The organism is Pseudomonas putida, from assembly GCF_028682395.1.
In the GTDB taxonomy this organism is placed as follows: domain Bacteria; phylum Pseudomonadota; class Gammaproteobacteria; order Pseudomonadales; family Pseudomonadaceae; genus Aquipseudomonas; species Aquipseudomonas putida_AB.
On sequence record NZ_JANHLC010000008.1, the window covers coordinates 201,616 to 223,154 of the forward strand.

Annotated in this window: 23 protein-coding genes; 15 read left to right on the forward strand and 8 right to left on the reverse strand. The window is 63.4% G+C overall.

Annotated elements, in window-relative coordinates; genetic code table 11:
• Positions 1-7 precede the first annotated feature (7 nt).
• Both upp and NPS46_RS19160 read left to right on the forward strand, forming a co-directional pair.
• Complete coding sequence (gene upp, locus NPS46_RS19155) at positions 8-646, forward strand: uracil phosphoribosyltransferase (protein ID WP_274109903.1); 639 nt, start codon at positions 8-10, stop codon at positions 644-646.
• A gap of 2 nt (positions 647-648) precedes the next feature.
• A complete protein-coding gene (locus NPS46_RS19160; RefSeq protein ID WP_274109906.1) occupies positions 649-1,923 on the forward strand; it encodes a uracil-xanthine permease family protein in 1,275 nt (424 codons plus the stop codon).
• 67 nt (positions 1,924-1,990) lie between these two features.
• On the opposite strand, the gene hemH is transcribed toward NPS46_RS19160, so the two are convergent.
• Together hemH and NPS46_RS19170 are read right to left on the reverse strand one after the other, a co-directional pair.
• Positions 1,991-3,013: a ferrochelatase gene (hemH, locus tag NPS46_RS19165; protein ID WP_274109908.1), complete on the reverse strand. Its 1,023-nt coding sequence runs from the start codon at positions 3,011-3,013 to the stop codon at positions 1,991-1,993.
• 8 nt (positions 3,014-3,021) lie between these two features.
• Positions 3,022-3,930, reverse strand: coding sequence for a TIGR01777 family oxidoreductase (locus NPS46_RS19170; protein WP_274109910.1), 909 nt, complete (start codon positions 3,928-3,930; stop codon positions 3,022-3,024).
• A gap of 218 nt (positions 3,931-4,148) precedes the next feature.
• On the opposite strand from NPS46_RS19170, the gene NPS46_RS19175 reads away from it, so the two are divergent.
• From NPS46_RS19175 to NPS46_RS19230, 12 genes are all read left to right on the forward strand, one after another.
• Complete coding sequence (locus tag NPS46_RS19175) at positions 4,149-5,135, forward strand: NAD(P)/FAD-dependent oxidoreductase (RefSeq protein ID WP_274109911.1); 987 nt, start codon at positions 4,149-4,151, stop codon at positions 5,133-5,135.
• A complete protein-coding gene (locus NPS46_RS19180) occupies positions 5,132-5,347 on the forward strand; it encodes a TIGR02450 family Trp-rich protein (protein ID WP_274109912.1) in 216 nt (71 codons plus the stop codon). Before NPS46_RS19175 ends, NPS46_RS19180 begins: the two co-directional genes overlap by 4 nt.
• A 144-nt stretch (positions 5,348-5,491) precedes the next feature.
• On the forward strand, positions 5,492-6,460 hold the full coding sequence (locus NPS46_RS19185) for a YbgA family protein (protein WP_274109913.1): 969 nt from the start codon (positions 5,492-5,494) through the stop codon (positions 6,458-6,460).
• A gap of 2 nt (positions 6,461-6,462) precedes the next feature.
• Entirely contained in the window at positions 6,463-7,398 is a 936-nt protein-coding gene (locus tag NPS46_RS19190; protein WP_274109915.1) for a MerR family transcriptional regulator, read from the forward strand.
• Positions 7,399-7,425: 27 nt separating this feature from the next.
• Positions 7,426-8,868, forward strand: a complete 1,443-nt coding sequence (gene phrB / locus NPS46_RS19195) for a deoxyribodipyrimidine photo-lyase (RefSeq protein ID WP_274109916.1) — start codon at positions 7,426-7,428, stop codon at positions 8,866-8,868.
• On the forward strand, positions 8,861-9,283 hold the full coding sequence (locus NPS46_RS19200) for a nuclear transport factor 2 family protein (protein ID WP_274109917.1): 423 nt from the start codon (positions 8,861-8,863) through the stop codon (positions 9,281-9,283). Before phrB ends, NPS46_RS19200 begins: the two co-directional genes overlap by 8 nt.
• Positions 9,280-10,044, forward strand: coding sequence for an SDR family NAD(P)-dependent oxidoreductase (locus tag NPS46_RS19205; protein ID WP_274109918.1), 765 nt, complete (start codon positions 9,280-9,282; stop codon positions 10,042-10,044). Before NPS46_RS19200 ends, NPS46_RS19205 begins: the two co-directional genes overlap by 4 nt.
• Positions 10,041-11,288, forward strand: coding sequence for an NAD(P)/FAD-dependent oxidoreductase (locus tag NPS46_RS19210; RefSeq protein ID WP_274109920.1), 1,248 nt, complete (start codon positions 10,041-10,043; stop codon positions 11,286-11,288). Before NPS46_RS19205 ends, NPS46_RS19210 begins: the two co-directional genes overlap by 4 nt.
• Entirely contained in the window at positions 11,285-12,085 is an 801-nt protein-coding gene (locus tag NPS46_RS19215) for a DUF1365 domain-containing protein (RefSeq protein WP_274109922.1), read from the forward strand. The genes NPS46_RS19210 and NPS46_RS19215 overlap by 4 nt, the downstream gene beginning before the upstream one ends.
• On the forward strand, positions 12,072-13,343 hold the full coding sequence (locus NPS46_RS19220; protein ID WP_274109924.1) for an SAM-dependent methyltransferase: 1,272 nt from the start codon (positions 12,072-12,074) through the stop codon (positions 13,341-13,343). Before NPS46_RS19215 ends, NPS46_RS19220 begins: the two co-directional genes overlap by 14 nt.
• Before the next feature lie 7 nt (positions 13,344-13,350).
• Positions 13,351-13,854, forward strand: a complete 504-nt coding sequence (locus NPS46_RS19225) for a DUF2878 domain-containing protein (protein WP_274109926.1) — start codon at positions 13,351-13,353, stop codon at positions 13,852-13,854.
• A 54-nt stretch (positions 13,855-13,908) separates the two neighbouring features.
• Positions 13,909-14,217, forward strand: coding sequence for a YkgJ family cysteine cluster protein (locus tag NPS46_RS19230; RefSeq protein ID WP_274109928.1), 309 nt, complete (start codon positions 13,909-13,911; stop codon positions 14,215-14,217).
• Between the two features lie 48 nt (positions 14,218-14,265).
• On the opposite strand, the gene NPS46_RS19235 is transcribed toward NPS46_RS19230, so the two are convergent.
• The 6 genes from NPS46_RS19235 to hemA all read right to left on the reverse strand — a co-directional run bounded on the left by NPS46_RS19235 (position 14,266) and on the right by hemA (position 19,626).
• Positions 14,266-14,784 (reverse strand): acyloxyacyl hydrolase, encoded by a 519-nt coding sequence (locus NPS46_RS19235; protein ID WP_274109930.1) that lies wholly within the window; start codon positions 14,782-14,784, stop codon positions 14,266-14,268.
• 115 nt (positions 14,785-14,899) lie between these two features.
• A complete protein-coding gene (gene murI / locus NPS46_RS19240) occupies positions 14,900-15,691 on the reverse strand; it encodes a glutamate racemase (RefSeq protein ID WP_274110031.1) in 792 nt (263 codons plus the stop codon).
• On the reverse strand, positions 15,684-16,433 hold the full coding sequence (locus NPS46_RS19245) for a molybdopterin-synthase adenylyltransferase MoeB (protein WP_274109932.1): 750 nt from the start codon (positions 16,431-16,433) through the stop codon (positions 15,684-15,686). Before NPS46_RS19245 ends, murI begins: the two co-directional genes overlap by 8 nt.
• A complete protein-coding gene (prmC, locus tag NPS46_RS19250) occupies positions 16,427-17,257 on the reverse strand; it encodes a peptide chain release factor N(5)-glutamine methyltransferase (protein WP_274109934.1) in 831 nt (276 codons plus the stop codon). The genes NPS46_RS19245 and prmC overlap by 7 nt, the downstream gene beginning before the upstream one ends.
• Positions 17,258-18,340 (reverse strand): peptide chain release factor 1, encoded by a 1,083-nt coding sequence (gene prfA / locus NPS46_RS19255; RefSeq protein ID WP_274109936.1) that lies wholly within the window; start codon positions 18,338-18,340, stop codon positions 17,258-17,260.
• Positions 18,337-19,626, reverse strand: coding sequence for a glutamyl-tRNA reductase (gene hemA / locus NPS46_RS19260; protein WP_274109938.1), 1,290 nt, complete (start codon positions 19,624-19,626; stop codon positions 18,337-18,339). The genes prfA and hemA overlap by 4 nt, the downstream gene beginning before the upstream one ends.
• A 185-nt stretch (positions 19,627-19,811) precedes the next feature.
• On the opposite strand from hemA, the gene NPS46_RS19265 reads away from it, so the two are divergent.
• The gene (locus tag NPS46_RS19265; RefSeq protein ID WP_274109940.1) at positions 19,812-21,536 is read left to right on the forward strand and encodes a tetratricopeptide repeat protein; all 1,725 of its coding nucleotides are present in this window, start codon (positions 19,812-19,814) and stop codon (positions 21,534-21,536) included.
• The last annotated feature ends 3 nt before the right edge of the window (positions 21,537-21,539 follow it).

Consider the following 21,539-nt stretch of genomic DNA (forward strand, 5'->3'; position numbering starts at 1 on the left):
CATCCCCATGCCCATTCGTGAGATCCGCCATCCGCTGATCCGCCACAAGCTCGGCCTTATGCGCCGCGCCGACATTAGCACGAAGAACTTTCGTGAACTTGCCCAGGAAGTCGGCGCTTTGTTGACTTACGAAGCGACCAAGGACCTGCCGCTGGAAACCTACGACATTCAGGGCTGGTGCGGCACCGTGCAGGTCGAGAAGATCGCCGGCAAGAAGATCACCGTGGTGCCGATCTTGCGCGCCGGTATCGGCATGCTCGAAGGCGTCCTCAGCCTGATCCCGGGTGCCAAGGTCAGCGCCGTCGGCGTGGCCCGCAACGAGGAAACCCTCGAAGCCCATACCTACCTGGAAAAACTGGTTCCGGAAATCGACGAACGCCTGGCCATGATCATCGACCCGATGCTCGCCACCGGCGGCTCGATGGTTGCCACCATCGACCTGTTGAAAAAAGCCGGCTGCAAGGAGATCTGCGCCATGGTGCTGGTCGCCGCGCCCGAAGGGATCGCCGTGGTCGAGAAGGCGCACCCGGACGTGACGATTTACACCGCTTCCGTTGACCAGTGCCTGAACGAGCACGGTTACATCATCCCGGGCCTGGGCGATGCCGGCGACAAGATCTTCGGTACCAAGCAGAAGGACGCCTAAGCATGCAGGATGAGTTCAACGACCCGCTTTGGCGCCAGGTGCTCTCCGGCGCGCAGATGCTTTTCGTGGCCTTTGGCGCGCTGGTCCTGATGCCTCTGATCACCGGCCTCGACCCTAACGTCGCGCTGTTTACCGCGGGTCTGGGGACTCTGCTGTTCCAACTGGTCACCGGACGTCAGGTGCCGGTCTTCCTGGCATCGAGCTTTGCCTTTATCACCCCGATCATTCTCGCCAAGGGCCAGTTCGGCCTCGCCGCGACCATGGGCGGCGTGATGGCGGCGGGCTTCGTCTACACCTTTCTCGGCCTGGCCGTGAAGATCAAGGGCACCGGCTTTATCGACCGCCTGCTGCCGCCCGTGGTCATCGGCCCGGTGATTATCTCCATCGGCCTGGCCATGGCCCCGATTGCCGCCAACATGGCCATGGGCAAGGCTGGCGACGGCAGCGAGCTGATTCACTATCAGACCGCCATGCTGATTTCCATGCCCGCGCTGCTGACCACCCTGATCGTGGCGGTGTTCGGCAAGGGTATTTTCCGCCTGGTGCCGATTATTTCCGGTGTGCTGGTGGGCTTTGCCATGTCGTTCTACTTTGGCGTCGTCGACACCGCCAAGATCGCCGCCGCCCCCTGGTTCGCCCTGCCGCACTTCACGGCTCCGGAGTTCAACTGGCAGGCCATCCTGTTTATCGTTCCCGTGGCCCTGGCACCGGCCATCGAGCATATCGGCGGGGTGATTGCGGTCGGCAGCGTGACCGGTCGCGACTACCTGAAGAAGCCCGGCCTGCACCGCACGCTGCTCGGCGACGGCATCGCCACCACCGCGGCCGGCATGTTTGGCGGCCCGCCCAACACCACCTATGCCGAGGTGACGGGCGCGGTAATGCTGACCAAGAACTACAACCCGAAGATCATGACCTGGGCGGCAATCTTTGCCATCAGCCTGGCCTTTATCGGTAAGTTCGGCGCGCTGCTGCAGAGCATTCCAGTGCCCGTGATGGGCGGGATCCTCTGCCTGCTGTTCGGCTCGATTGCCGCGGTGGGGATGAACACCCTGATCCGCCACAAGATCGATCTGGGCGAGGCGCGCAACCTGGTGATCGTCTCGGTCACGCTGGTCTTCGGCATTGGTGGCGTGCTGGTTGGTACAGGCACCGGACCGGACGACTTCGGCCTCAAGGGCATCGCGCTGTGCGCCGTGGTGGCCATTGCGCTGAACCTGATCCTGCCGGGCAATGACGGCTGGAAAAACAAGAAGCCGGACGAGCCACTGCTCTAAGGAACAGCTCGCGGCCCCGCTCGTACCTACCCCATCAGGCGGTAGGCGAGCTCGGGGTCGCGATGTTTCAAGCCTCTACCTGCGCCCGCTCGCACAATGTATTCAAGGCCTCCGCCCACTGCGGCTCGTCATTGAGACACGGCACCAGTACCAACTCCTCGCCTCCCGCCTCGATAAACTGCTCGCGCCCGCGGTCACCGATCTCTTCGAGGGTCTCGATGCAATCGGCCACAAACGCCGGGCACATCACCAGAATCTTCTTCGCCCCCTGTTTGGCCAGCTCATCCAGGCGCGCCTCGGTATAGGGTTCGATCCACTTAGCGCGGCCCAACCGCGACTGGAACGACACCGACCACTTGCCCTCCTCCAACCCCAGTCGCTCGGCAAAGGCTTGCGCAGTGCGCAGGCACTGGGCGCGATAACAGGTCGCGACCACTGCGGCCGGGGCCCTGGCACAGCATTCCCCGCCACCCTCGAAGCAGTGCCCCGGGTTGAGTTTTTTCAAATGCCGCTCGGGCAAACCATGGAAGCTGAGCAGCAGGTGATCGTGGTCCTGGGCCAGATGGGGCTTGGCACTGGCCACCAGCGCATCCACGTATTCCGGCTGGTCGTAGAACGGCTGGAGAATCGCGAAGCTGATCGCGAGTTTTTTCTCGCGGACCACGCGCCGGGCTTCTTCGATCACTGTGGTTACGGTGCTGTCGGCAAACTGTGGATACAGTGGCGCCAGCGTCACTTTCTTGATGCCCTGGCCCGCCAGGCGGGTCAGCACACGCTCGATCGACGGTTCGCCATAACGCATGGCCAGTTCTACCGGGCCGTGGCGCCACTGCGTGGTCATCGCCTGTTGCAGACGACGGCTCAGCACCACCAGCGGCGAACCTTCATCCCACCAGATCGAGGCATAGGCGTGGGCCGACTGCTCGGGGCGCTTGACCAGGATCAGCGACACCAGCAAACGCCGCACCGGCCACGGCAGGTCGATCACATACGGGTCCATCAGAAACTGGTTGAGATAGCGGCGAACGTCGGCCACCGAAGTGGAGGCCGGCGAACCCAGATTGACCAGCAACAGCGCGTGATCGGTCATGCAACATCCTATTTTTCGAGGCGAGCGGACACATTGTCGAGGGCCGCAGGCAAATCGGTGAACTGAAAAGTGAAACCTGCCGCCAGCAAACGGCTGGGCAGAGCGCGCTGGCCGCCGAGCAGCAGCACGGCCAACTCACCCAGCCCCAGGCGCAGGACAAAGGCCGGCAGCGGCACACACGCCGGGCGATGCAGCGCCGCACCCAGCGCCTTGGCAAATTCGCGGTTGCGTACCGGATTGGGCGCGCAGGCATTATAAGGACCTGAGGCGTCGCGGCGATGCAGAAGAAAATCTATCAGGGCAATTTCATCGTCGATATGTATCCACGGCATCCATTGTCGCCCAGTGCCAATAGGCCCACCGAGCCCCAGCTTGAATGGCAGCAGCAGGCGTGACAAAAAGCCGCCCCCCGGCGCCAGCACCAGGCCGGTGCGCACCAGGACCACACGGATGCCCAGATCCTCGGCCCGCTGCGCAGTCTCTTCCCAGGCAATGCACAACTGGCTGGCAAAATCCTCGCTGACTGGCGTCGACGTCTCGTCCAACTCCCGCTCGCCACCGTCGCCGTACCAGCCGACCGCCGATCCGCAAATCAGTACTTCGGGACGTTGCTCGCGCCGCTCCAGCCAGGCCAGCAGCGACTCGGTCAGGGTGACCCGGCTGCTCCACAGCAAAGCCTTGCGCTTATGGGTCCAGGGTCGGTCGGCAATGGGCGCACCTGCCAGATTGACCACCGCGTCCAGCGCTTCGCCATCGAGTTCTTCGAGTGTGGCCACGCCGCGCACCGGCGCACCGCACAGCCGGGCAACCTGCTCGGGCCGCCGGCTCAGCACACTCAAGCGATGCCCTTGCGCCAGCCAGTAGTGGCAAAGCTGGCGACCGATGAGACCTGTACCGCCGGTCAGCAAAATGTGCATGACTTTTTTCCTCCCGTGGCGTTTTTCCCGCAGCGCTAGTCTATTTTTATACCCAGTAATCTTTTCAGCCCCACAGACTCCCTATTGAAGAGGCTGCACCTTTAACAGTAGGACAGACTGGACGGACCACTTGGCCCTAACTTATACCAAAAAATAATTCTGTACAGGTTTTAACGACAGCGTAGGCTGTGCCTTACAAACAGGTAACGAGGCCCCCCATGACTGTACCCATCGCAATAATCGGTACCGGCATTGCCGGACTCTCGGCCGCCCAGGCCCTGCACGAGGCCGGGCAAACCGTGGAGTTGTTCGACAAGAGCCGCGGCAGCGGCGGACGCATGTCCAGCAAGCGCAGCGACGCCGGCGCGCTGGACCTGGGAGCGCAGTACTTCACCACCCGTGACCGCCGTTTCGGCAACGAAGTCCAGCGCTGGCAGGCCCTGGGTTGGGTCGCGGAGTGGGACCCGCTGCTCTATACCTATCAGGGTGGCCAGTTGGGTTCCTCTCCCGACGAGCAGACCCGCTGGGTGGGCACCCCTCACATGAGTGCGATCACCCGCGGCTTGCTGGGCAGTTTGACGGCCCATTTCGCCTGCCGGATCACCGAAGTCTTTCGCGGCGAACAGCACTGGCACCTACTCGACGCCGAAGGCGTTAGCCATGGCCCCTACAGCCATGTCGTGATCGCCACCCCGGCGCCCCAGGCCACCGCCCTGCTGGCTGCCGCACCGAAACTCGCCAGCGCCGCCGCCGGCGTGCAGATGGAGCCGACCTGGGCCATCGCCCTGGCCTTCGACACGCCACTGGATACGCCCATGGAAGGCTGCTTCGTCCAGGACAGCGCCCTTGACTGGCTCGCGCGCAATCGCAGCAAACCGGGGCGTGACAGCCAGCTCGATACCTGGGTGCTGCACGCCACCAGCGCCTGGAGCAAACAGCACCTGGACCTGTCCAAGGAAGCCGTGATCGAGCACCTGCACGGCGCCTTCGCCGAGCTGCTGCATATCACCATTCCCGCACCGACCTTTACCCTCGCCCATCGCTGGCTTTATGCCCGCCCGGCCAGCGCCCACGAATGGGGCACCCTGGCCGATGCCGACCTGGGTCTCTATGTCTGTGGCGACTGGTGCCTGTCCGGACGTGTCGAAGGCGCCTGGCTCAGTGGCCAGGAAGCGGCGCGCCGACTGCTCGAACACCTCGAATGAATCGCCTCAACCCACGCAAACTGCTGCTGTCGAAATGGACAGCCGCCGTGATTCAGCACCGGGAAAAGCATTTCCTGGTGACTGAAGTGTTCTGTGCCGAAGACGGCACCGTGCTTGAAATCGAATTGCAGGCCGTCCTCAGCAAGCGCAACCAGCGCCTTCCCTGGCAAGTGCTGAAAGACGGCGATGCCTGGCAAGCCGGCTGGAAGTAACCATCGGCGCCCACGCCTCGGCAAGAACGAGCATGCTCGCAAAAAAACCTATACAAAATAATTGACTTGTACATGGCAGTTCCTATGATGAGTAAAACCTGTACATGAAAATAATCATGTACAAGAAACACTCAAGGAATCGCCATGGCCAGTTCACTTTCCACTGCCGCAAAGCCAAAAATCGCCGTCAGCGCCTGCCTGATGGGGCTGGAGGTTCGCTACAACGGTGGGCACAAGGAATCCCGGTTGTGCAGCCAGACCCTGAGCGAATACTTCGACTTCATTACGGTCTGCCCCGAAGTCGCCATTGGCATGGGCACGCCCCGCGCGCCGATTCGCCTGGTCGGCGACCCACAACAACCCAGCGCCGTCGGCAGCCTCGACCCGAACCTTAACGTCACCAGCGCCCTGGCCGCCTACGGTGAACGTATGGCCGGGGATCTGGACGGAATCTGCGGCTATATCTTTATGCAGCAATCACCGTCCTGCGGGCTGGAGCGGGTCAAGGTCTATCAACCCCAGGGCCGGCCGGCCGAACCCCGTGGGCGCGGCATCTATGCCCAGGCCTTCTGTAGCCGCCACCCCGACCTGCCGGTGGAAGAAGACGGCCGCCTCAACGACCCGGTGCTGCGCGAAAACTTCCTGACCCGGGTCTTCGCCTATGCCGCCTGGCAACAGCTGATCGCCCAGGGCATCACGCGCCGCGGCCTGACCGACTTCCACTCACGCTACAAATACCTGCTGATGGCCCACAATCCTGTGCAATACAAAGTGCTGGGCAATCTGCTTGGCAGCATGGGCCGCGTCGATCCGCAACAGATTGCCCCCCGGTATTTCAGCGAGCTGATGGCCGCGCTGAAAAAATGCGCGACCCGCCGCACCCACACCAATGTCCTGCTGCACATCAGCGGCTACCTCAAGCAAAACCTCAGTGCCGAGGACAAACGCGAAGTCCAGCACCTGATTGGCCAGTACCGCCATGGCATCGTCCCGCTGGTGGTACCGCTGACACTGCTCAAGCACCACTTTCGTCTACACCCCGATCCCTATATTGCCCGGCAGGTGTATCTGCAGCCGCACCCGGAAAACCTCAGCCTCAGAAACGCCCTGTGACCATGGACCACTCTTCCCTGGATCATCTAACGTCTGTCCCCCAGGCTGAGCCGCCACAGGACACCGACTGGTTGCCCATTCGCGAAGTCTCGCGCCTGACCGGAGTCAATGCGGTCACCCTGCGTGCCTGGGAACGGCGCTACGGGCTCATCGTGCCGCACCGTACGGCCAAGGGGCACCGGCTGTATTCGCACGAGCATGTGCAACGGATCCTGACGATCCTGACCTGGCTCAACCGTGGCGTCGCCGTCAGCCAGGTCGCCCTGCTGCTGGACACCCCAACGGCCCTGTCGGTCACGCCCGATAGTGACTGGCAGCGCCTACACGGGAACATCGTGCAGGCCATCGCCGCCCAGGCCGAACGCCAGCTGGACGACAGCATCAACCAGGCGATCTCTCTCTATCCGCCGCGCACCGTCTGCGAGCAACTGCTGCTGCCCCTGCTAGCCGAGCTTGAACAGCGCTGGCAGGGCCAGTTCGGAGCCCAGTTGGAGCGGGTATTTTTCCACTCCTGGCTGCGTAGCAAGCTGGGCGCCCGGATCTACCACAACAACCGCCAGTTAAGTGGCCCGCCCCTGCTGCTGGTCAACCACTCGACGCTCGCCTTCGAACCGCACCTGTGGCTGAGCGCCTGGCTGGCCAGCAGCGCCGATTGCCCGGTAGAGGTCTTCGACTGGCCGCTGCCGGCCGGCGAACTGGCCCTGGCGGTCGAACACCTCAAGCCCCGCGCCGTCGTGCTGTATGCCAGCACCACCCTCAACGTCTCAGCACTGCCCAGGTTGCTGGCCGGCTGCGGGTGCCCGGTGCTGATAAGCGGACCAGCGGTATGCATCCATTCGAGCGAATTGCTCGTATTGACTGAGCAGGTGGCTGATGTGTCCCTGGCCGAAAACCCGCTCGCGGCCATTGGCACGCTGACTCGACTCGGGCTCATCTAACCCCGCTTCACGCCCCAAGGAACAACCATGCAACTGATCTGGCTGCGCAGCGACCTGCGCCTACATGACAACACCGCCCTGAGCGCCGCGACCCAGCAGGGGCCAACGGTCGCGGTCTACCTGCTCACCCCGCAGCAGTGGCTTGCCCATGACGACGCGCCCTGCAAGGTCGACTTCTGGCTGCGCAACCTGGCCGAACTGAGCCAGGCCCTTGGCGCCCTGAATATCCCCCTGCTGATCCGCACGGCGCCGACCTGGGCCGATGTCCCGCAGGCACTGCTCGAACTCTGCCAGCACCTGAACATTCAGGGCGTGCACCTGAATGAAGAATACGGCGTGCATGAAAGCCGCCGCGACCAGGCCGTGACCCAGGTTCTGGAAGACCAGGGCATCCACGTGCGCAGCTACCTCGATCAATTGCTGTTCAAACCCGGCAGTGTACTGACCAAAAGCGGCGGCTACTTCCAGGTCTTCAGCCAGTTCCGCAAGGTCTGCTACGCACGCCTGCACAGCGCACTACCACCGCTGGTCACCCGACCCGCCCAGCAGGCACCGCTGGGGCTGGGCAGCGACCCGATTCCGTCTGCCGTCGCGGGTTTCGCCACACCCAGCGCCAGCCTGCGCGCCCTCTGGCCCGCCGGCGAAGCCGAAGCCCAGCGGCGCCTGGCCGACTTTGCCGACGAGCCGATCGAACACTACCAGGACGCTCGCGACCTGCCGGCACAGCCCGGCACCAGCCAACTATCGGCCTATCTGGCGGCCGGGGTGATCTCGCCGCGCCAATGCCTGCACGCTGCCCTGCGCACCAACCAGGGCGAATTCGACAGCGGCCGGCCCGGCGTTGTCACCTGGATCAACGAACTGCTCTGGCGCGAGTTCTACAAACATATCCTGGTCGGTTATCCGCACGTCTCCCGCCATCGCGCGTTTCGCCCGGAAACCGAAGCCCTGGCCTGGCGCCACGCTCCCGAAGAGCTGGCCGCCTGGCAGGAAGCGCGCACCGGCCTGCCGATTATCGATGCGGCCATGCGCCAACTGCTGGAAACCGGCTGGATGCACAACCGCCTGCGCATGGTGGTGGCGATGTTCCTGACCAAGAACCTGTTGATCGACTGGCGTGAAGGCGAGCGCTTTTTCATGCGCCACCTGATCGACGGCGACCTGGCGGCCAACAATGGCGGCTGGCAGTGGAGCGCCTCGACCGGCACCGATGCGGCGCCGTACTTCCGCATTTTCAATCCGCTGAGCCAGTCGGCCAAATTCGACAGCCAAGGGCGTTTTATCAAGCGCTGGCTGCCCGAACTGGCGTCGCTCAATCACAAGGATGTCCACAACCCTGCCGCCCTCGGCGGCCTGTTCGGGGTGCCCGGCTACCCGCCGCCCATGGTCGACCTGAGCAGCACCCGCGCCCGTGCGCTGGCGGCGTTCAAGGCCCTGCCCTCACGCCTGGAGCTGGCCTTCGATGAGTGACTTCCTGCGCCGCTTCGCCCAGGCCTTTAGCGAACTCGACAGGCACAACCTGCAACGCCTGGACGAGCTGTACAGCGTCGATGTGCGCTTTACCGACCCCTTGCATGAAGTGCAGGGCCTGGCCGAGCTGCGCCGGTATTTCGCCGAGCTGTACAGCAACGTCGACGAGTTGCGCTTCACCTTTCACGGCTTCGATCAGGTGGCCGAAGGCGAAGGCTATCTGCGCTGGAACATGCGCTACAGCCATCCACGCCTGGCCGGCGGCCGGGCCATCAGTGTCGAGGGCTGCTCCCACCTGCTCTGGCACGACCGGGTCTACCGCCATCGCGACTACTTCGATGCCGGTGCCCTGCTCTACGAACACTTACCCATGATGGGCCGCGTTATTGCCTGGCTGAAAAGGAGATTGGCATGAGTACCCCACGACGTATCTGGCTCACCGGCGCCAGCAGCGGTATAGGCGCGGCACTGGCTGAGAACCTGTTGAAAAACGGCGACCACCTGGCACTTAGCGCTCGTCATGCCGAGCCCCTGGAAGCCCTGTCCGAGCGCTTTCCCGGGCAAGTGCTGGTGGTGGCGGGCGATCTGGGCGAGCGCCTGGAAGTGCGCGAGATCGGCAAACGCATCAAACAGGCGTGGGGGGCCCTGGATATGGCCCTGCTCAACGCCGGCACCTGCGAATACATCGACGCCGTAGCCTTTGATGCGACGCTGATCGAGCGGGTCCTGCGGGTCAATCTGCTCGGCACCAGCTACTGCATCGAAGCCGCCCTCCCTTTACTGCGCTGCGGCAACCGCCCGCATCTGGTAGGCGTTGCCAGCGCGGTCACCTACCTGCCCTTGCCGCGGGCCGGTGCCTATGGCGCCTCCAAGGCCGGGCTGCGCTACCTGCTCGAATCCCTGCGCCTGGACCTGGCGCGCGAAGGCATCGATGTCACGGTCATCAACCCGGGTTTTGTCGACACCCCGCTGACGGCCGCCAACGACTTCCCCATGCCCCAGCGCTGGTCCGCCGAACAGGCCGCGCAGTTCATCTGCGCGCGCCTGGACAAACACCCCCGCGACATCACCTTCCCCGCCCTGTTTACCCGTGTATTGCGCCTGCTCGCCCTTCTGCCGAGGCGCTGGCAGGTCGGCATCGGCAAACGCCTGGCCCGCGATGGAGGTACGCAATGAAAGTCGCCATTATCGGCAGTGGTATCTCCGGCCTGACCTGCGCCTATCTACTGAACCGGCGCCACGATATCTGCCTGTTCGAAGCCGACGCGCGACTGGGCGGCCATACCCATACGGTCGAGGTCACGGCCAACGGCCAGACGCTGGCCATCGATACCGGCTTTATCGTGTTCAACGACTGGACCTACCCCAACTTCATCCGCCTGCTCGGGCAACTGGGTGTGGCCTTCAAACCCACCGAGATGAGCTTTTCCGTGTGCGATCCGGCGTCCGGGCTGGAGTACAACGGTAATAACCTCAACAGCCTGTTTGCCCAGCGGCGCAACCTGCTGTCCCCCGGTTTCTGGGGCATGCTGCGCGATATCCTGCGGTTCAACCGCCAGGCCCAGGACGATCTGGAGCAGCAGCGCATCGCCGCCGATATGCGCCTGGGCGCCTATTTGCAGGCACGCGGCTACGGCGAACGCTTTATCGAACATTACATCGTGCCCATGGGCGCGGCGATCTGGTCGATGTCACTGGCACAGATGCTCGATTTCCCCCTGCAATTCTTTGTACGTTTTTTCAAAAATCACGGCCTGCTTTCGGTCAGCAATCGGCCGCAGTGGTGCGTGATCGAAGGCGGTTCGAGCCGCTACATCGAACCGCTGAGCGCCAGTTTCCGCCAGCGCATTCGCCTCGACTGCCCAGTGACACAGGTCGAGCGGGACAAATTCGGCGTAGTTATCCACAGCGCCGCCGGCCGCGAGCACTTTGACCGGGTGGTCTTCGCCTGCCATAGCGACCAGGCCCTGAAGCTGCTGGCCGAACCCAGCCAGGCCGAACGCGAAGTACTGAGCGCCTTGCCCTATGCCGACAACGAAGTGGTGCTGCACACCGATACCACGCTGCTGCCCTCGCGACGCCTGGCCTGGGCCAGCTGGAACTACCGGCTCGGCGCTCCCGGCCAGGCCCCGGCCGCCGTGACCTACGACATGAACATCCTGCAGGGCATCGAGAGCCCGACCACCTTCTGCGTCAGCCTCAACCAAACCGCGGCCATCGCCCCCCATGCCATTCTCGGGCGCTGGCGCTATGCCCATCCGCAATACAGCCTGGCCGCCGTCGCCGCGCAGCAACGCTGGCAGGAACTGCATGGCCAGCACCACAGCTACTATTGCGGCGCCTATTGGGCCAACGGCTTTCACGAAGACGGCGTCGTCAGCGCCCTGCGGGTCGCCCAGGCCTTCGGGGAAACCTTGTGAACAGCGCCCTGTACAGCGGCTGGATCGTCCATCGGCGCTTTGCACCACGGGCCCATGCCTTCCGCTATCGGATTGGCCTGCTCTACCTCGACCTGGAGGAGCAGGCGCAAGTGTTCGCCCTTTCACCCCTCGCCGGCAGCCACCGCCTGGCCGCGTTTTCCCTGCGAGAGCGCGACTACCTGCAAACCTTCACGAGCCAGGGCATGCCCCTGATCGACGCCGTGCGCCAGCAGGTCGGCCTGGCCCTGGGCCATATTCCCCAGGGATCGGTGTGCTTGCTGACCCAGGTGCGCAGTTGGGGGCTGGCCTTCAACCCGGTGAGTTTCTTCTACTGCCATGAAGCCGACGGACGCCTGGCGGCGATTCTCTGCGAAGTCACCAATACGCCCTGGCGCGAGCGCTATCACTATGTACTGCCCGCCCAGGGCGACAACCATCAGCATTTTGCCGTCGCCAAGGCCTTCCATGTCTCGCCCTTTCTGCCCCGGGATCTGGAATACCGCATGAGCTTCAGCCCCGCCGCCGAGCGCCTCGGTGTGCATATGGCCGACTGGCAGGGTGAGACCAAGGTATTTGACGCCACCCTCAACCTGCAACGCCAGTCGCTGAGCCGCCGCAGCCTGCATCGCCACCTGTGGCAGTTTCCCTGGATGACCGCCAAGACTTGCCTGGCAATCTACTGGCAAGCCTTGCGCCTGCTGCTCAAACGCCTGCCGATTTTCCCCCATCAGGCTGCCGACGGAACATTTCGCGTCGCGGCCATGCCACCCGAGGAACAGCCCCATGAAAAGCGCTAGCCTGGTGAATAGAGGCCGCCTGCTCAATACCCACAACCTGACCAGCCACTTGCTGCGCCGGGGCGTACTGCGCCAGCTCGAACAGTTGCGCGCAGGCCAGTTGCTGATCATCGAGGACGGCCAGCGCCAGCTGTACGGCAGCAGCGGCGCGAGCTTGTTGGGGGAAATCCATATCCACGACCCGGCGGTCTGGGGCATGGTCGCCGGCAATGGCTCCATCGGCGCGGGCGAGGCCTTTATCCACGGTTATTGGAGCTCGCCGGACCTGACGGCGGTAGTCCGCGTGTTTGTCAGCAATCTGGAGGTACTCGACGGCATGGAGCGCGGCCTGGCACGCCTGGGTCGGCCACTGGTACAGGGCCTGCACTGGCTCAATCGCAATACCCGTAAAGGTTCGCAGAAAAACATCGCAGCCCACTACGACCTGGGCAACGAACTGTTCGAGCAGTTTCTCGACCCGACCATGATGTACTCCGCCGCGCAGTTTCGCAGCGCCGACGACAGCCTGGAGCAGGCCCAGTTGAACAAGCTGGAACGCATCTGCCAGAAACTCGCCCTGCGCCCCGAAGACCACCTGCTGGAAATCGGCACCGGCTGGGGCAGCATGGCGCTCTATGCGGCGCAGCATTATGGCTGCCGAGTCACCACCACGACCCTGTCGCGCGAGCAATTCGCCTACACCCGCGAGCGGATCGACGCCCTCGGCCTGCAGGACCGCGTCACCCTGCTGCTGGAGGACTACCGCGATCTCAGTGGCCAATACGACAAACTGGTGTCCATTGAAATGATCGAAGCCGTCGGCCATCGCTTTCTGCCGACCTATTTCCAGCAATGCGCGCGCCTGCTCAACGACAACGGCTTGATGCTGCTGCAGGCCATCACCATTCGCGAACAGCGCTACGAGCAGGCCAAGCGCAGTGTGGACTTTATCCAACGCTACATCTTCCCCGGCGGCGCGCTGCCATCGGTGCACAAGATGCTGGAAATCGTCGGCCGCGACACCGATATGAACCTGCTGCACATGGAGGACTTCGGCCTGCATTACGCCCGGACCCTGCGCCTGTGGCACGAGAACTTTCGCCGCGCCCACGGGCGATTGACCGAGCTGGGTTATGACGACTATTTCCTGCGCTTGTGGGAGTTCTACCTGTGTTATTGCGAGGGCGGTTTTCTGGAGCGCACGATCGGCACCGCCCAATTGCTGCTGGCCAAGCCGGCCGCCGTGGCGCAGCCCCTGCTCGGGCGCTTCGATGCTTAGAAATTCGATGCTTAGAAACTTGGGCAATGCGCTGCTGTTCCAGCTCGGGTGGTTCACCGCCGTACTGGGCGGCGACAGCCGCTGGCTGCTCGTGGTAGCTGCGATCCTGGCGTTGCACCTGCTGTGGGCACCGCACTGGCGTGAGGAAGCGCGCCTGCTGATCCGGGTCCTGCTCCTGGGCACCCTGGTCGACACCTTGCTGCGTCAGGCCGGGGTCCTGGCCTTTCAGGAACCGGCCGTGCTGATCCCGCTCTGGCTGATGCTGTTGTGGCCGCTGCTGGCCACGACCCTGCGCCATTGCCTGGCCTGGACCGCTCGTCCCTGGTGGCGCGCCAGCCTGCTGGGCGCGCTCGCCGGGCCGCTGGCGTATTACGCCGGCGCGCAACTGGCCGGGGTTAGTTTTCCCCTGGGCCTTTGGCCGGCCATGGGCGTGATCGGCCTGCTCTGGGCAGCCTTGCTCCCGCTGCTGCACCGCCTGGCACGTGCTCGGCCTATACGGGCAAATACCTGAACGCCTGTCAGTGCTTTCACATCTGTTCCAGCCACTGCCTTACACTGCGCGCCTATGACCACCACAATCCCCCTGACCGACATCGCCGAGCCGGCGATCACCTGCTCGACCTGTGCCGCCTGTTGCTGCCAGCTCGAAGTGCTGCTGATCACCGATACCGGCGTGCCCGAGCGCTTTATCGACACCGATGACTGGGGCGGCGAAGTCATGCTGCGTCTGGACGATGGTTGGTGTGCGGCACTGGATCGCGACACGATGCGCTGCACTATCTATGAGCGACGGCCATTGATCTGTCGGGAGTTCGCCACCGGGGAGGCGGAGTGCCTGGAAGAACGCCGGGGCATTGCCACGGCGTATCGCTGAAACAATCGCTAGCCGGGAGCCGGGCTCCCGGCTGGCGATCTGGCGGCGTTACAACGCCAGGGTGTAGTGCAGGGCATAGCTCTCTATGCCGTCGTTGGGACTCTTGATCCCGGCATTGGAGTAGTGGGTAGCGCGAATGCCCACTTCATGCCCACCGGCAAAACGCAGGCCGAAACCAATGCGGTCCTCGAACTGGAAGGATGACCCCAGGTTGTTGTCTTCCACATAGGTATTGGAAAACCCTGCCACGCCGACGCCCAGCTCGACATAGGGCTTGACCGTCTCGCCGTTGAACTCATAGACCAGTACCGGTGAAAACGACAGGCTGTGGTTGGCCGAACGCTTGTCGCCCTCCCAATAGGTGTAGGCCCCGTCCCAGTAACCGGTCAGGCGTCCGGTCGCGCTTTGCAGCCAGCTTTTATCCCAGTCCGAACGCAACCCCAGACGGTACGTCATGGTCGACTCGCCGGATTGTCCCACGGCCAATTCGACCCCGGCCGCTTGCGCGGTCACAGCGTGCCCCATCAACGCGGCTGCAAGCGCAGCCAAACAGAACAGTTGCTTCATCAGAAACTTCCTATTTTCGTTAGTGATTTCTAAGAATCATCGTCATCAGACCCCGGTATAGAAGCCTAGCGCCAAACAGAAGTTCAGCCTGAATCAGCGCTATTTCACGATTTTTTTACAAATCGAAGCTTTTCACAAGGCCAGCACGATTCCACAGCAACGGCAGGATGGCTTGCAGGTGTTCGGGGCTGGCGCTGGTCCAGAACCGCGCGTCGCGGGCCGGCCCGGTCGCGAGCAGGTCGCGTTCGCCCAGCAGGCGCTGGAGTTGGCGGGCCACCGCGGCGCCCGTGTCGATCAGGCTGATCGAAGGGCCGATCATGTCGCGCAGCAAGGGTTTGAGGAAGGGGTAATGGGTACAGCCAAGGATAATCGTGTCGCAACCGGCCGCCAGCAGCGGTTCGACATAGCCGGCCAGCAACTGGCGCAAGGCCGGGCTTTGCAGGTCGCCGGCCTCGATCCGTTCGACCAACCCCGGGCAGGGTTGGGTCACCACGCGAACATCGCTGGCGAAACGGTCGAGCAAGGCGGCGAACTTGGCGCTTTGCAGAGTGCCCGTGGTGGCCAGGACCCCAACCACGCCCGTGCGGGTCGCGGCGGCAGCCGGCTTGACCGCCGGTTCCATGCCAACCATGGGCCAATCCGGGTAGCGCTGACGCAGGTCGGCGACCCCAGCCACCGTCGCGGTATTACACGCGATCACCAGGGCCTTGGCGCCTTGTTCACGGAAGAACCCGGCCATGACTTCGCAGCGCTGGCGGATAAATTCGGGGGTTTTCTCGCCATAGGGAATATGCCCGCAATCGCCGACATAGAGCAGCGATTCCCGGGGCAGCAGTTGCTGGATTTCCTGAAGCACCGACAGTCCGCCGACACCGGAGTCGAACACGCCGATGGGCGCTTCACGCATCGCGGCAGACACTGCAATGGGGGTCACGCTTGACCCGCAGCTCTCGAAAACGCGTGCCCACGGCATCGATCAGCAGCAGGCGCCCGACCAGGGGCTCGCCAAAACCGGCGAGCAATTTCAGCGCCTCCAACGCTTGCAAGCTGCCAACCAAGCCCACCAGCGGCCCGATCACGCCGGCCTCGCTGCACGTCAGCTCGGCTTCGCTGCCATGGCCATAAAGGCAGTGGTAACAGGGGCTCTCGGGGCGGCGCGGATCGAACACCGACAACTGCCCTTCAAGGCGAATCGCTGCGCCACTGACCAGCGGCTTGCCCTGGGCCACGCAGGCGGCGTTGACCGCCTCGCGCGTGGCGAAATTGTCCGAGCAGTCGAGCACCAGGTCGACCGCCGCCACGGCCGCGGCCAGGGAGTCGACATCCAGTGCCGCGCGATGGGCAATCAGGCGGATATCGGGATTGAGAGCGGTCAGCCGGGCCAGCGCCGAGTCCACTTTGCTCAAGCCTACCGAGGGGGTGTCATGCAGGACCTGGCGTTGCAGATTGGTCAGGTCGACCGTATCGAAGTCGGCCAGGTGCAACTCACCCACCCCTGCCGCCGCCAGATACAAGGCGACCGGCGAACCCAACCCGCCCAGGCCGACAATCAGCACACGGCTGTGTTTAAGCCGTAGCTGACCGTCGATATCCACCTGTTGCAGCAGGATTTGGCGGCTGTAGCGCAGTAACTCCTGATCGCTTAGCACGGCAGGTGCCCCAGGCTGATCCGTTGATGGCCGCCCAGGTCGGTGCGGCTATGGACCTGTTCGAAACCCTGGCCCGAGAGCAGATCGCGCACCGCTTCGGCCTGGTCATAACCGTGTTCGAGCATCAACCAGCCGCCGGCCTCCAGGTGGGCCGGCGCCTGGGCGACGATCAGACGCAGATCGTCAAGCCCGTCGACGCCAGCGACCAGCGCACTGGCCGGTTCGAAACGCACATCGCCCGCGACCAGATGGGGATCGGTGGCGGCAATATACGGCGGGTTGCTGATAATCAGCTGGAACCGCTGACCGACCAGGGCACTGAACCAATGGCTATTCAGCACCCTGACATTGCCCAGGTCGAGGCGCTGACGATTGCGTTCAGCCAGCGCCACCGCTTCCAGGACCCGGTCCACCGCCGTGACCTGCCAGGCCGGCCGCTCGCTGGCCAGGGCCAGGGCAATCGCGCCGCTGCCAGTGCCCAGGTCGAGCACCTGGGCAGGGACCGCGGGCAGCAGCTCCAGCGCCGCCTCGACCAACAGTTCGGTATCGGGGCGCGGGATCAGCGTATGGGGCGCAACTTCCAGATCGAACTTCCAGAACCCCTGCTGGCCGAGAATATAGGCCACCGGCTCGCCGCTGCGACGGCGCTGCAAGTAGCTGGCAAACAGCTGCGCGGCCTCGCTGCTGACGATTTTTTCCGGCCAGGTATGCAGATAGCTGCGCGACTTGCCCAGGGCGGCGGCCAGCAGCAGCTCGGCATCCAGGCGGGCCGTCGGCGAGTCGGGCAGTTCAGCCGCGCGCAACAGGCTGGCGATAATGGTCATTCAATCACCCAATGCCGCAAGTTGGTCAGCCTGGTACTCGGCCAGCAACGGCTCGATCACCGCCTCGACACCACCGGCCATGACTTCGTCCAGGCAGTACAGCGTCAGGTTGATCCGGTGATCGGTGACCCGCCCCTGGGGGAAGTTATAGGTGCGGATTCGTTCGGAGCGATCGCCGGAGCCCACCAGCAGCTTGCGCTCGCTGGCAATGGCATTGGCTGCGGCGCTGGTCTGCTGGTCATTGAGCTTGGCCGACAACCACGACATGGCCCGGGCGCGGTTCTTGTGCTGGGAGCGTTCTTCCTGGCACTCGACCACGATCCCCGACGGAATGTGAGTGATGCGGATCGCCGAATCGGTCTTGTTGACGTGCTGGCCGCCCGCACCGGAGGAGCGGTAGGTGTCGACGCGCAGGTCCGCCGGGTTGATCTCGATGGCTTCCTGCTCATCCGGCTCGGGCAGTACCGCGACCGTGCAGGCCGAGGTATGGATCCGGCCCTGGGACTCGGTGGCCGGCACGCGCTGGACACGGTGGGCGCCGGACTCGAACTTCAGCTTGCCGTAGACATTCTCGCCTTCGACCCGGGCAATGATCTCTTTATAGCCGCCGTGCTCACCTTCGTTCTCCGAGAGAATCTCCAGGCGCCAGCCACGACGCTCGGCATAACGCGAATACATGCGGAACAGGTCGCCGGAGAAAATCGCCGCCTCGTCACCGCCGGTGCCAGCACGGATTTCCAGGAAGACGTTGCGCCCATCGTTGGGGTCGCGCGGCAGCAGCATGCGCTGCAGGTTGGCTTCCAGTTCGAGCAACTGCTCCTTGGCCTCGCGCACTTCCTCGACGGCCAGCTCACGCATTTCGGGGTCACTGTCCTTGAGCAGCGCCTGGGCACCCTCGAGGTCGGCCTGGACTTTGAGCACCTGCTGGTAGCAGGCGACAATCGGCTCGACTTCGGCGTACTCCTTGGAATAGGCACGGAACTTGGTCTGATCGGAAATGACTTCGCCATCGCCGAGCAAGGCGGTCAGTTCTTCGAAACGGTCCTGGAGAATATCCAGCTTATTGAGCAGTGACGCTTTCATTGCGGTTTTTTATCCGAAAAGCTATCCGATGAGCCCTCACCGAGGGCAAAGAGTTCCTGGGCCATGGCCAGCGCATCGAGGCGGCCTTCGGCGGAAAGCTTCTTCAACTGCACACTAGGGGCGTGCAGCAGTTTATTGGTCAGGCCGCGCGCCAATTGCACCAGCACATCTTCGGCGTTGGCCCCGTTGGCCAGCAATCGCTGGGCCTTTTGCAGTTCTTCGTCACGCAGCCGTTCGCTCTGTTGCCGGTAAGCCTTGAGCACATCCACCGCGGCCAGCTCGCGCAGGCGCACCATAAAGTCGCTGGCGCCGATATTGACCAGCTCTTCGGCGGCCTGGGCTGCCCCCTGGCGACTCTTGAGGTTCTCGGCGACCACTTCGTGCAGATCGTCGACGGTATAGAGGTAAACGTCGTCCAACTCGCCGACTTCCGGTTCGATATCCCGGGGAACAGCAATATCCACCATGAAAATCGGCTTGTGCTTGCGCAGCTTCAGCGCGCTTTCCACCGCGCCCTTGCCCAGAATCGGCAACTGGCTGGCTGTGGAGCTGATCACGATATCGCTGTGCACCAGCTCCTGGGGAATATCCGACAGCAGTACCGCATGGGCGCCGAACTGTTCGGCCAGGATACTGGCGCGCTCCAGGGTCCGGTTCGCGACAACGATGCGCTTGACCCCCAGGTCGTGCAGGTGGCGGGCAACCAGGGTAATGGTTTCGCCGGCGCCGATCAGCAGTGCGGTGCTGCGCTGCAAGTCACTGAAAATCTGCTTGGCCAGGCTGACGGCGGCAAACGCCACGGACACCGGGTTCTCGCCAATGGCGGTGTCGGTGCGTACCTGCTTGGCGGCATTGAACGTGGCCTGGAACAGCCGGCCCAACAGCGGGCCGACGGTGCCGGCCTCCCGGGCGACAGCGTAGGCAGACTTCATCTGACCGAGGATCTGTGGCTCGCCCAACACCAGCGAGTCCAGGCCCGAAGCCACCCGCATCATGTGCCGCACCGCCGCGTCGTCCTCGTGGACGTAGGCGCAGGCGCGCAAATCGTCGAGGCTCAGGCGGTGATAGTCCGCCAGCCAGCGCAATACCGTGTCCGCCGCCAGGTGATCCTGTTCTATATACAGTTCACTGCGGTTGCAGGTGGAGAGGATCGCAGCTTCGCGGCTGTCGGTGAGTCGGCAGAGCTGCTGCAAGGCCTCGACCAACTGCTCGGGGGTAAAAGCCACGCGCTCGCGGACGTCTACTGAAGCAGTCTTGTGGTTGATACCGAGTGCGAGGAAGGCCATTCAAGGTCGCTGATGATGTCAAGAAGCCGACAATTGTCCTACTTCGCCAGATTGAGAACAACCACTGCTGACTATTGTCCTAATCTATTGTCCGAACAGTCCGCATCGATAGGCGCCACGGTTAGGGTTTGCGCCATCGCTTGTGTCATGATGATCCGACCGCAGGTAAGTCGTCCTTCTCCTATATGAATAGATCCTCCGCGTTGCTCCTCGCCGTAGTTTTCCTCAGTGGCTGCCAGGCCTTGGCCCCGGTGTCGACGGACGGCACGCCGCCCGTAGAAGACAGCAGCCCTGCCCCGGAAAAACCCAAGGTCTACAGCTCCTTCAGCCAGGAAACGGTGTTCAGCCTGTTGAGTGCAGAGCTGGCTGGCCAGCGCAATCGGTTCGACATGGCCCTGGACAACTATGTGACCCAGGCGATCAACACCCAGGACCCGGGCATCTCCGAGCGGGCCTTTCGCATCGCCGAATACCTGGGCGCCGACCAGGCAGCCCTCGATACCGCGCTGATCTGGGCCCGCAATGCCCCTGACGATCTGGAAGCGCAACGCGCCGCCGCCATCCAGCTGGCGCGCAGCGGTCGCTATGACGACTCCATGGTCTATATGGAGAAAGTCCTGCAGGGCAAGGGCGACACTCATTTCGATTTCCTCGCCCTCGCGGCGGCCGACACCGATCAGGACACCCGCAACGGCCTGTTGAAAAGTTTCGATCGCCTGCTCGTCCGGCACCCCAACAACGGCCAGCTGATTTTCGGCAAGGCCCTGTTGCTGCAACAGGACGACAGGGCCGAAGAAGCACTGACCCTGCTCGAAGACAACCCGCCGGAAGCCGGCGAAGTGGCGCCCATCCTGCTGCGAGCCCGCATTCTGCAAGGCCTCAATCGCGGCAAGGAAGCCCTGCCGCTGTTGCAGAAAAGCATCCGCCAGTACCCCGACGACAAACGTCTGCGCCTGACCTATGCCCGCATGCTGGTGGAACAGAACCGCGTCGACGACGCCAAGGTCGAGTTCGCCAGCCTGGTCCAGCAATACCCGGACGATGACGAACTGCGTTTCTCCCTGGCCCTGGTCAGCCTCGAAGCCAAGGCCTGGGTCGAAGCCAAGGGTTACCTCGAAGACCTGGTGGCCCGCGACAGCCATGTCGACTCAGCCCACCTGAACCTGGGGCGCATCGCCGAAGAACTCAACGACCCCCAGGGCGCGCTGATCGAGTACGCCCAGGTCGGTCCCGGCACCGACTATCTCCCAGCGCAACTGCGCCAGGCCGATATCCTGATTGCCAATGGCCGCGCCAGCGAAGCCCGCAGCCGCCTGGCCACGGCCCGCGAAGCCCAGCCCGACTACGCCATCCAGTTGTACCTGATCGAAATCGAGACCCTCTCGGCCAATGATCAGGTCGAACCGGCCTGGACAGTGCTCCAGCAGGCATTGCTGCAGTACCCGGATGACCTGAATTTGCTTTACACCCGTGCCATGCAGGCGGAAAAGCGCAATGACCTGGCGCAGATGGAAAAAGACCTGCGCGCGATCATCAAGCGCGAACCCGACAACGCCATGGCACTCAACGCCTTGGGCTACACCCTGTCGGATCGCACCACGCGCTACGCCGAAGCCAAGGCGCTGATCGAGCAAGCCCACCAGCTGAATCCGGAAGATCCGGCGGTGCTCGACAGCCTGGGCTGGGTCAACTATCGCCAAGGCAATCTCGATGAAGCCGAGCGCCTGCTACGCCAAGCCCTGGAGCGTCTCCCCGACGCAGAAGTCGCCGCCCACCTGGGCGAAGTCCTCTGGGCCAACGGCAAACAACGCGAAGCCAAACAAGTCTGGAGCCAGTTCCTCAAGGAACAACCTGACAGCACCATTCTGCGCAGCACCATCAAGCGCCTGACCGGATCCGAGAACCTTTAACGC

What these genes read in the sequence shown, in the direction of transcription:
- upp (WP_274109903.1), top strand. Translation starts at nt 8, where the DNA reads ATGCCCATTCGTGAGATCCGCCATCCGCTGATCCGCCACAAGCTCGGC.
- NPS46_RS19160 (WP_274109906.1), top strand. Translation starts at nt 649, where the DNA reads ATGCAGGATGAGTTCAACGACCCGCTTTGGCGCCAGGTGCTCTCCGGC.
- hemH (WP_274109908.1), bottom strand. Translation starts at nt 3,013, where the DNA reads ATGACCGATCACGCGCTGTTGCTGGTCAATCTGGGTTCGCCGGCCTCC.
- NPS46_RS19170 (WP_274109910.1), bottom strand. Translation starts at nt 3,930, where the DNA reads ATGCACATTTTGCTGACCGGCGGTACAGGTCTCATCGGTCGCCAGCTT.
- NPS46_RS19175 (WP_274109911.1), top strand. Translation starts at nt 4,149, where the DNA reads ATGACTGTACCCATCGCAATAATCGGTACCGGCATTGCCGGACTCTCG.
- NPS46_RS19180 (WP_274109912.1), top strand. Translation starts at nt 5,132, where the DNA reads ATGAATCGCCTCAACCCACGCAAACTGCTGCTGTCGAAATGGACAGCC.
- NPS46_RS19185 (WP_274109913.1), top strand. Translation starts at nt 5,492, where the DNA reads ATGGCCAGTTCACTTTCCACTGCCGCAAAGCCAAAAATCGCCGTCAGC.
- NPS46_RS19190 (WP_274109915.1), top strand. Translation starts at nt 6,463, where the DNA reads ATGGACCACTCTTCCCTGGATCATCTAACGTCTGTCCCCCAGGCTGAG.
- phrB (WP_274109916.1), top strand. Translation starts at nt 7,426, where the DNA reads ATGCAACTGATCTGGCTGCGCAGCGACCTGCGCCTACATGACAACACC.
- NPS46_RS19200 (WP_274109917.1), top strand. Translation starts at nt 8,861, where the DNA reads ATGAGTGACTTCCTGCGCCGCTTCGCCCAGGCCTTTAGCGAACTCGAC.
- NPS46_RS19205 (WP_274109918.1), top strand. Translation starts at nt 9,280, where the DNA reads ATGAGTACCCCACGACGTATCTGGCTCACCGGCGCCAGCAGCGGTATA.
- NPS46_RS19210 (WP_274109920.1), top strand. Translation starts at nt 10,041, where the DNA reads ATGAAAGTCGCCATTATCGGCAGTGGTATCTCCGGCCTGACCTGCGCC.
- NPS46_RS19220 (WP_274109924.1), top strand. Translation starts at nt 12,072, where the DNA reads ATGAAAAGCGCTAGCCTGGTGAATAGAGGCCGCCTGCTCAATACCCAC.
- NPS46_RS19225 (WP_274109926.1), top strand. Translation starts at nt 13,351, where the DNA reads ATGCTTAGAAACTTGGGCAATGCGCTGCTGTTCCAGCTCGGGTGGTTC.
- NPS46_RS19230 (WP_274109928.1), top strand. Translation starts at nt 13,909, where the DNA reads ATGACCACCACAATCCCCCTGACCGACATCGCCGAGCCGGCGATCACC.
- NPS46_RS19235 (WP_274109930.1), bottom strand. Translation starts at nt 14,784, where the DNA reads ATGAAGCAACTGTTCTGTTTGGCTGCGCTTGCAGCCGCGTTGATGGGG.
- murI (WP_274110031.1), bottom strand. Translation starts at nt 15,691, where the DNA reads ATGCGTGAAGCGCCCATCGGCGTGTTCGACTCCGGTGTCGGCGGACTG.
- prmC (WP_274109934.1), bottom strand. Translation starts at nt 17,257, where the DNA reads ATGACCATTATCGCCAGCCTGTTGCGCGCGGCTGAACTGCCCGACTCG.
- prfA (WP_274109936.1), bottom strand. Translation starts at nt 18,340, where the DNA reads ATGAAAGCGTCACTGCTCAATAAGCTGGATATTCTCCAGGACCGTTTC.
- hemA (WP_274109938.1), bottom strand. Translation starts at nt 19,626, where the DNA reads ATGGCCTTCCTCGCACTCGGTATCAACCACAAGACTGCTTCAGTAGAC.
- NPS46_RS19265 (WP_274109940.1), top strand. Translation starts at nt 19,812, where the DNA reads ATGAATAGATCCTCCGCGTTGCTCCTCGCCGTAGTTTTCCTCAGTGGC.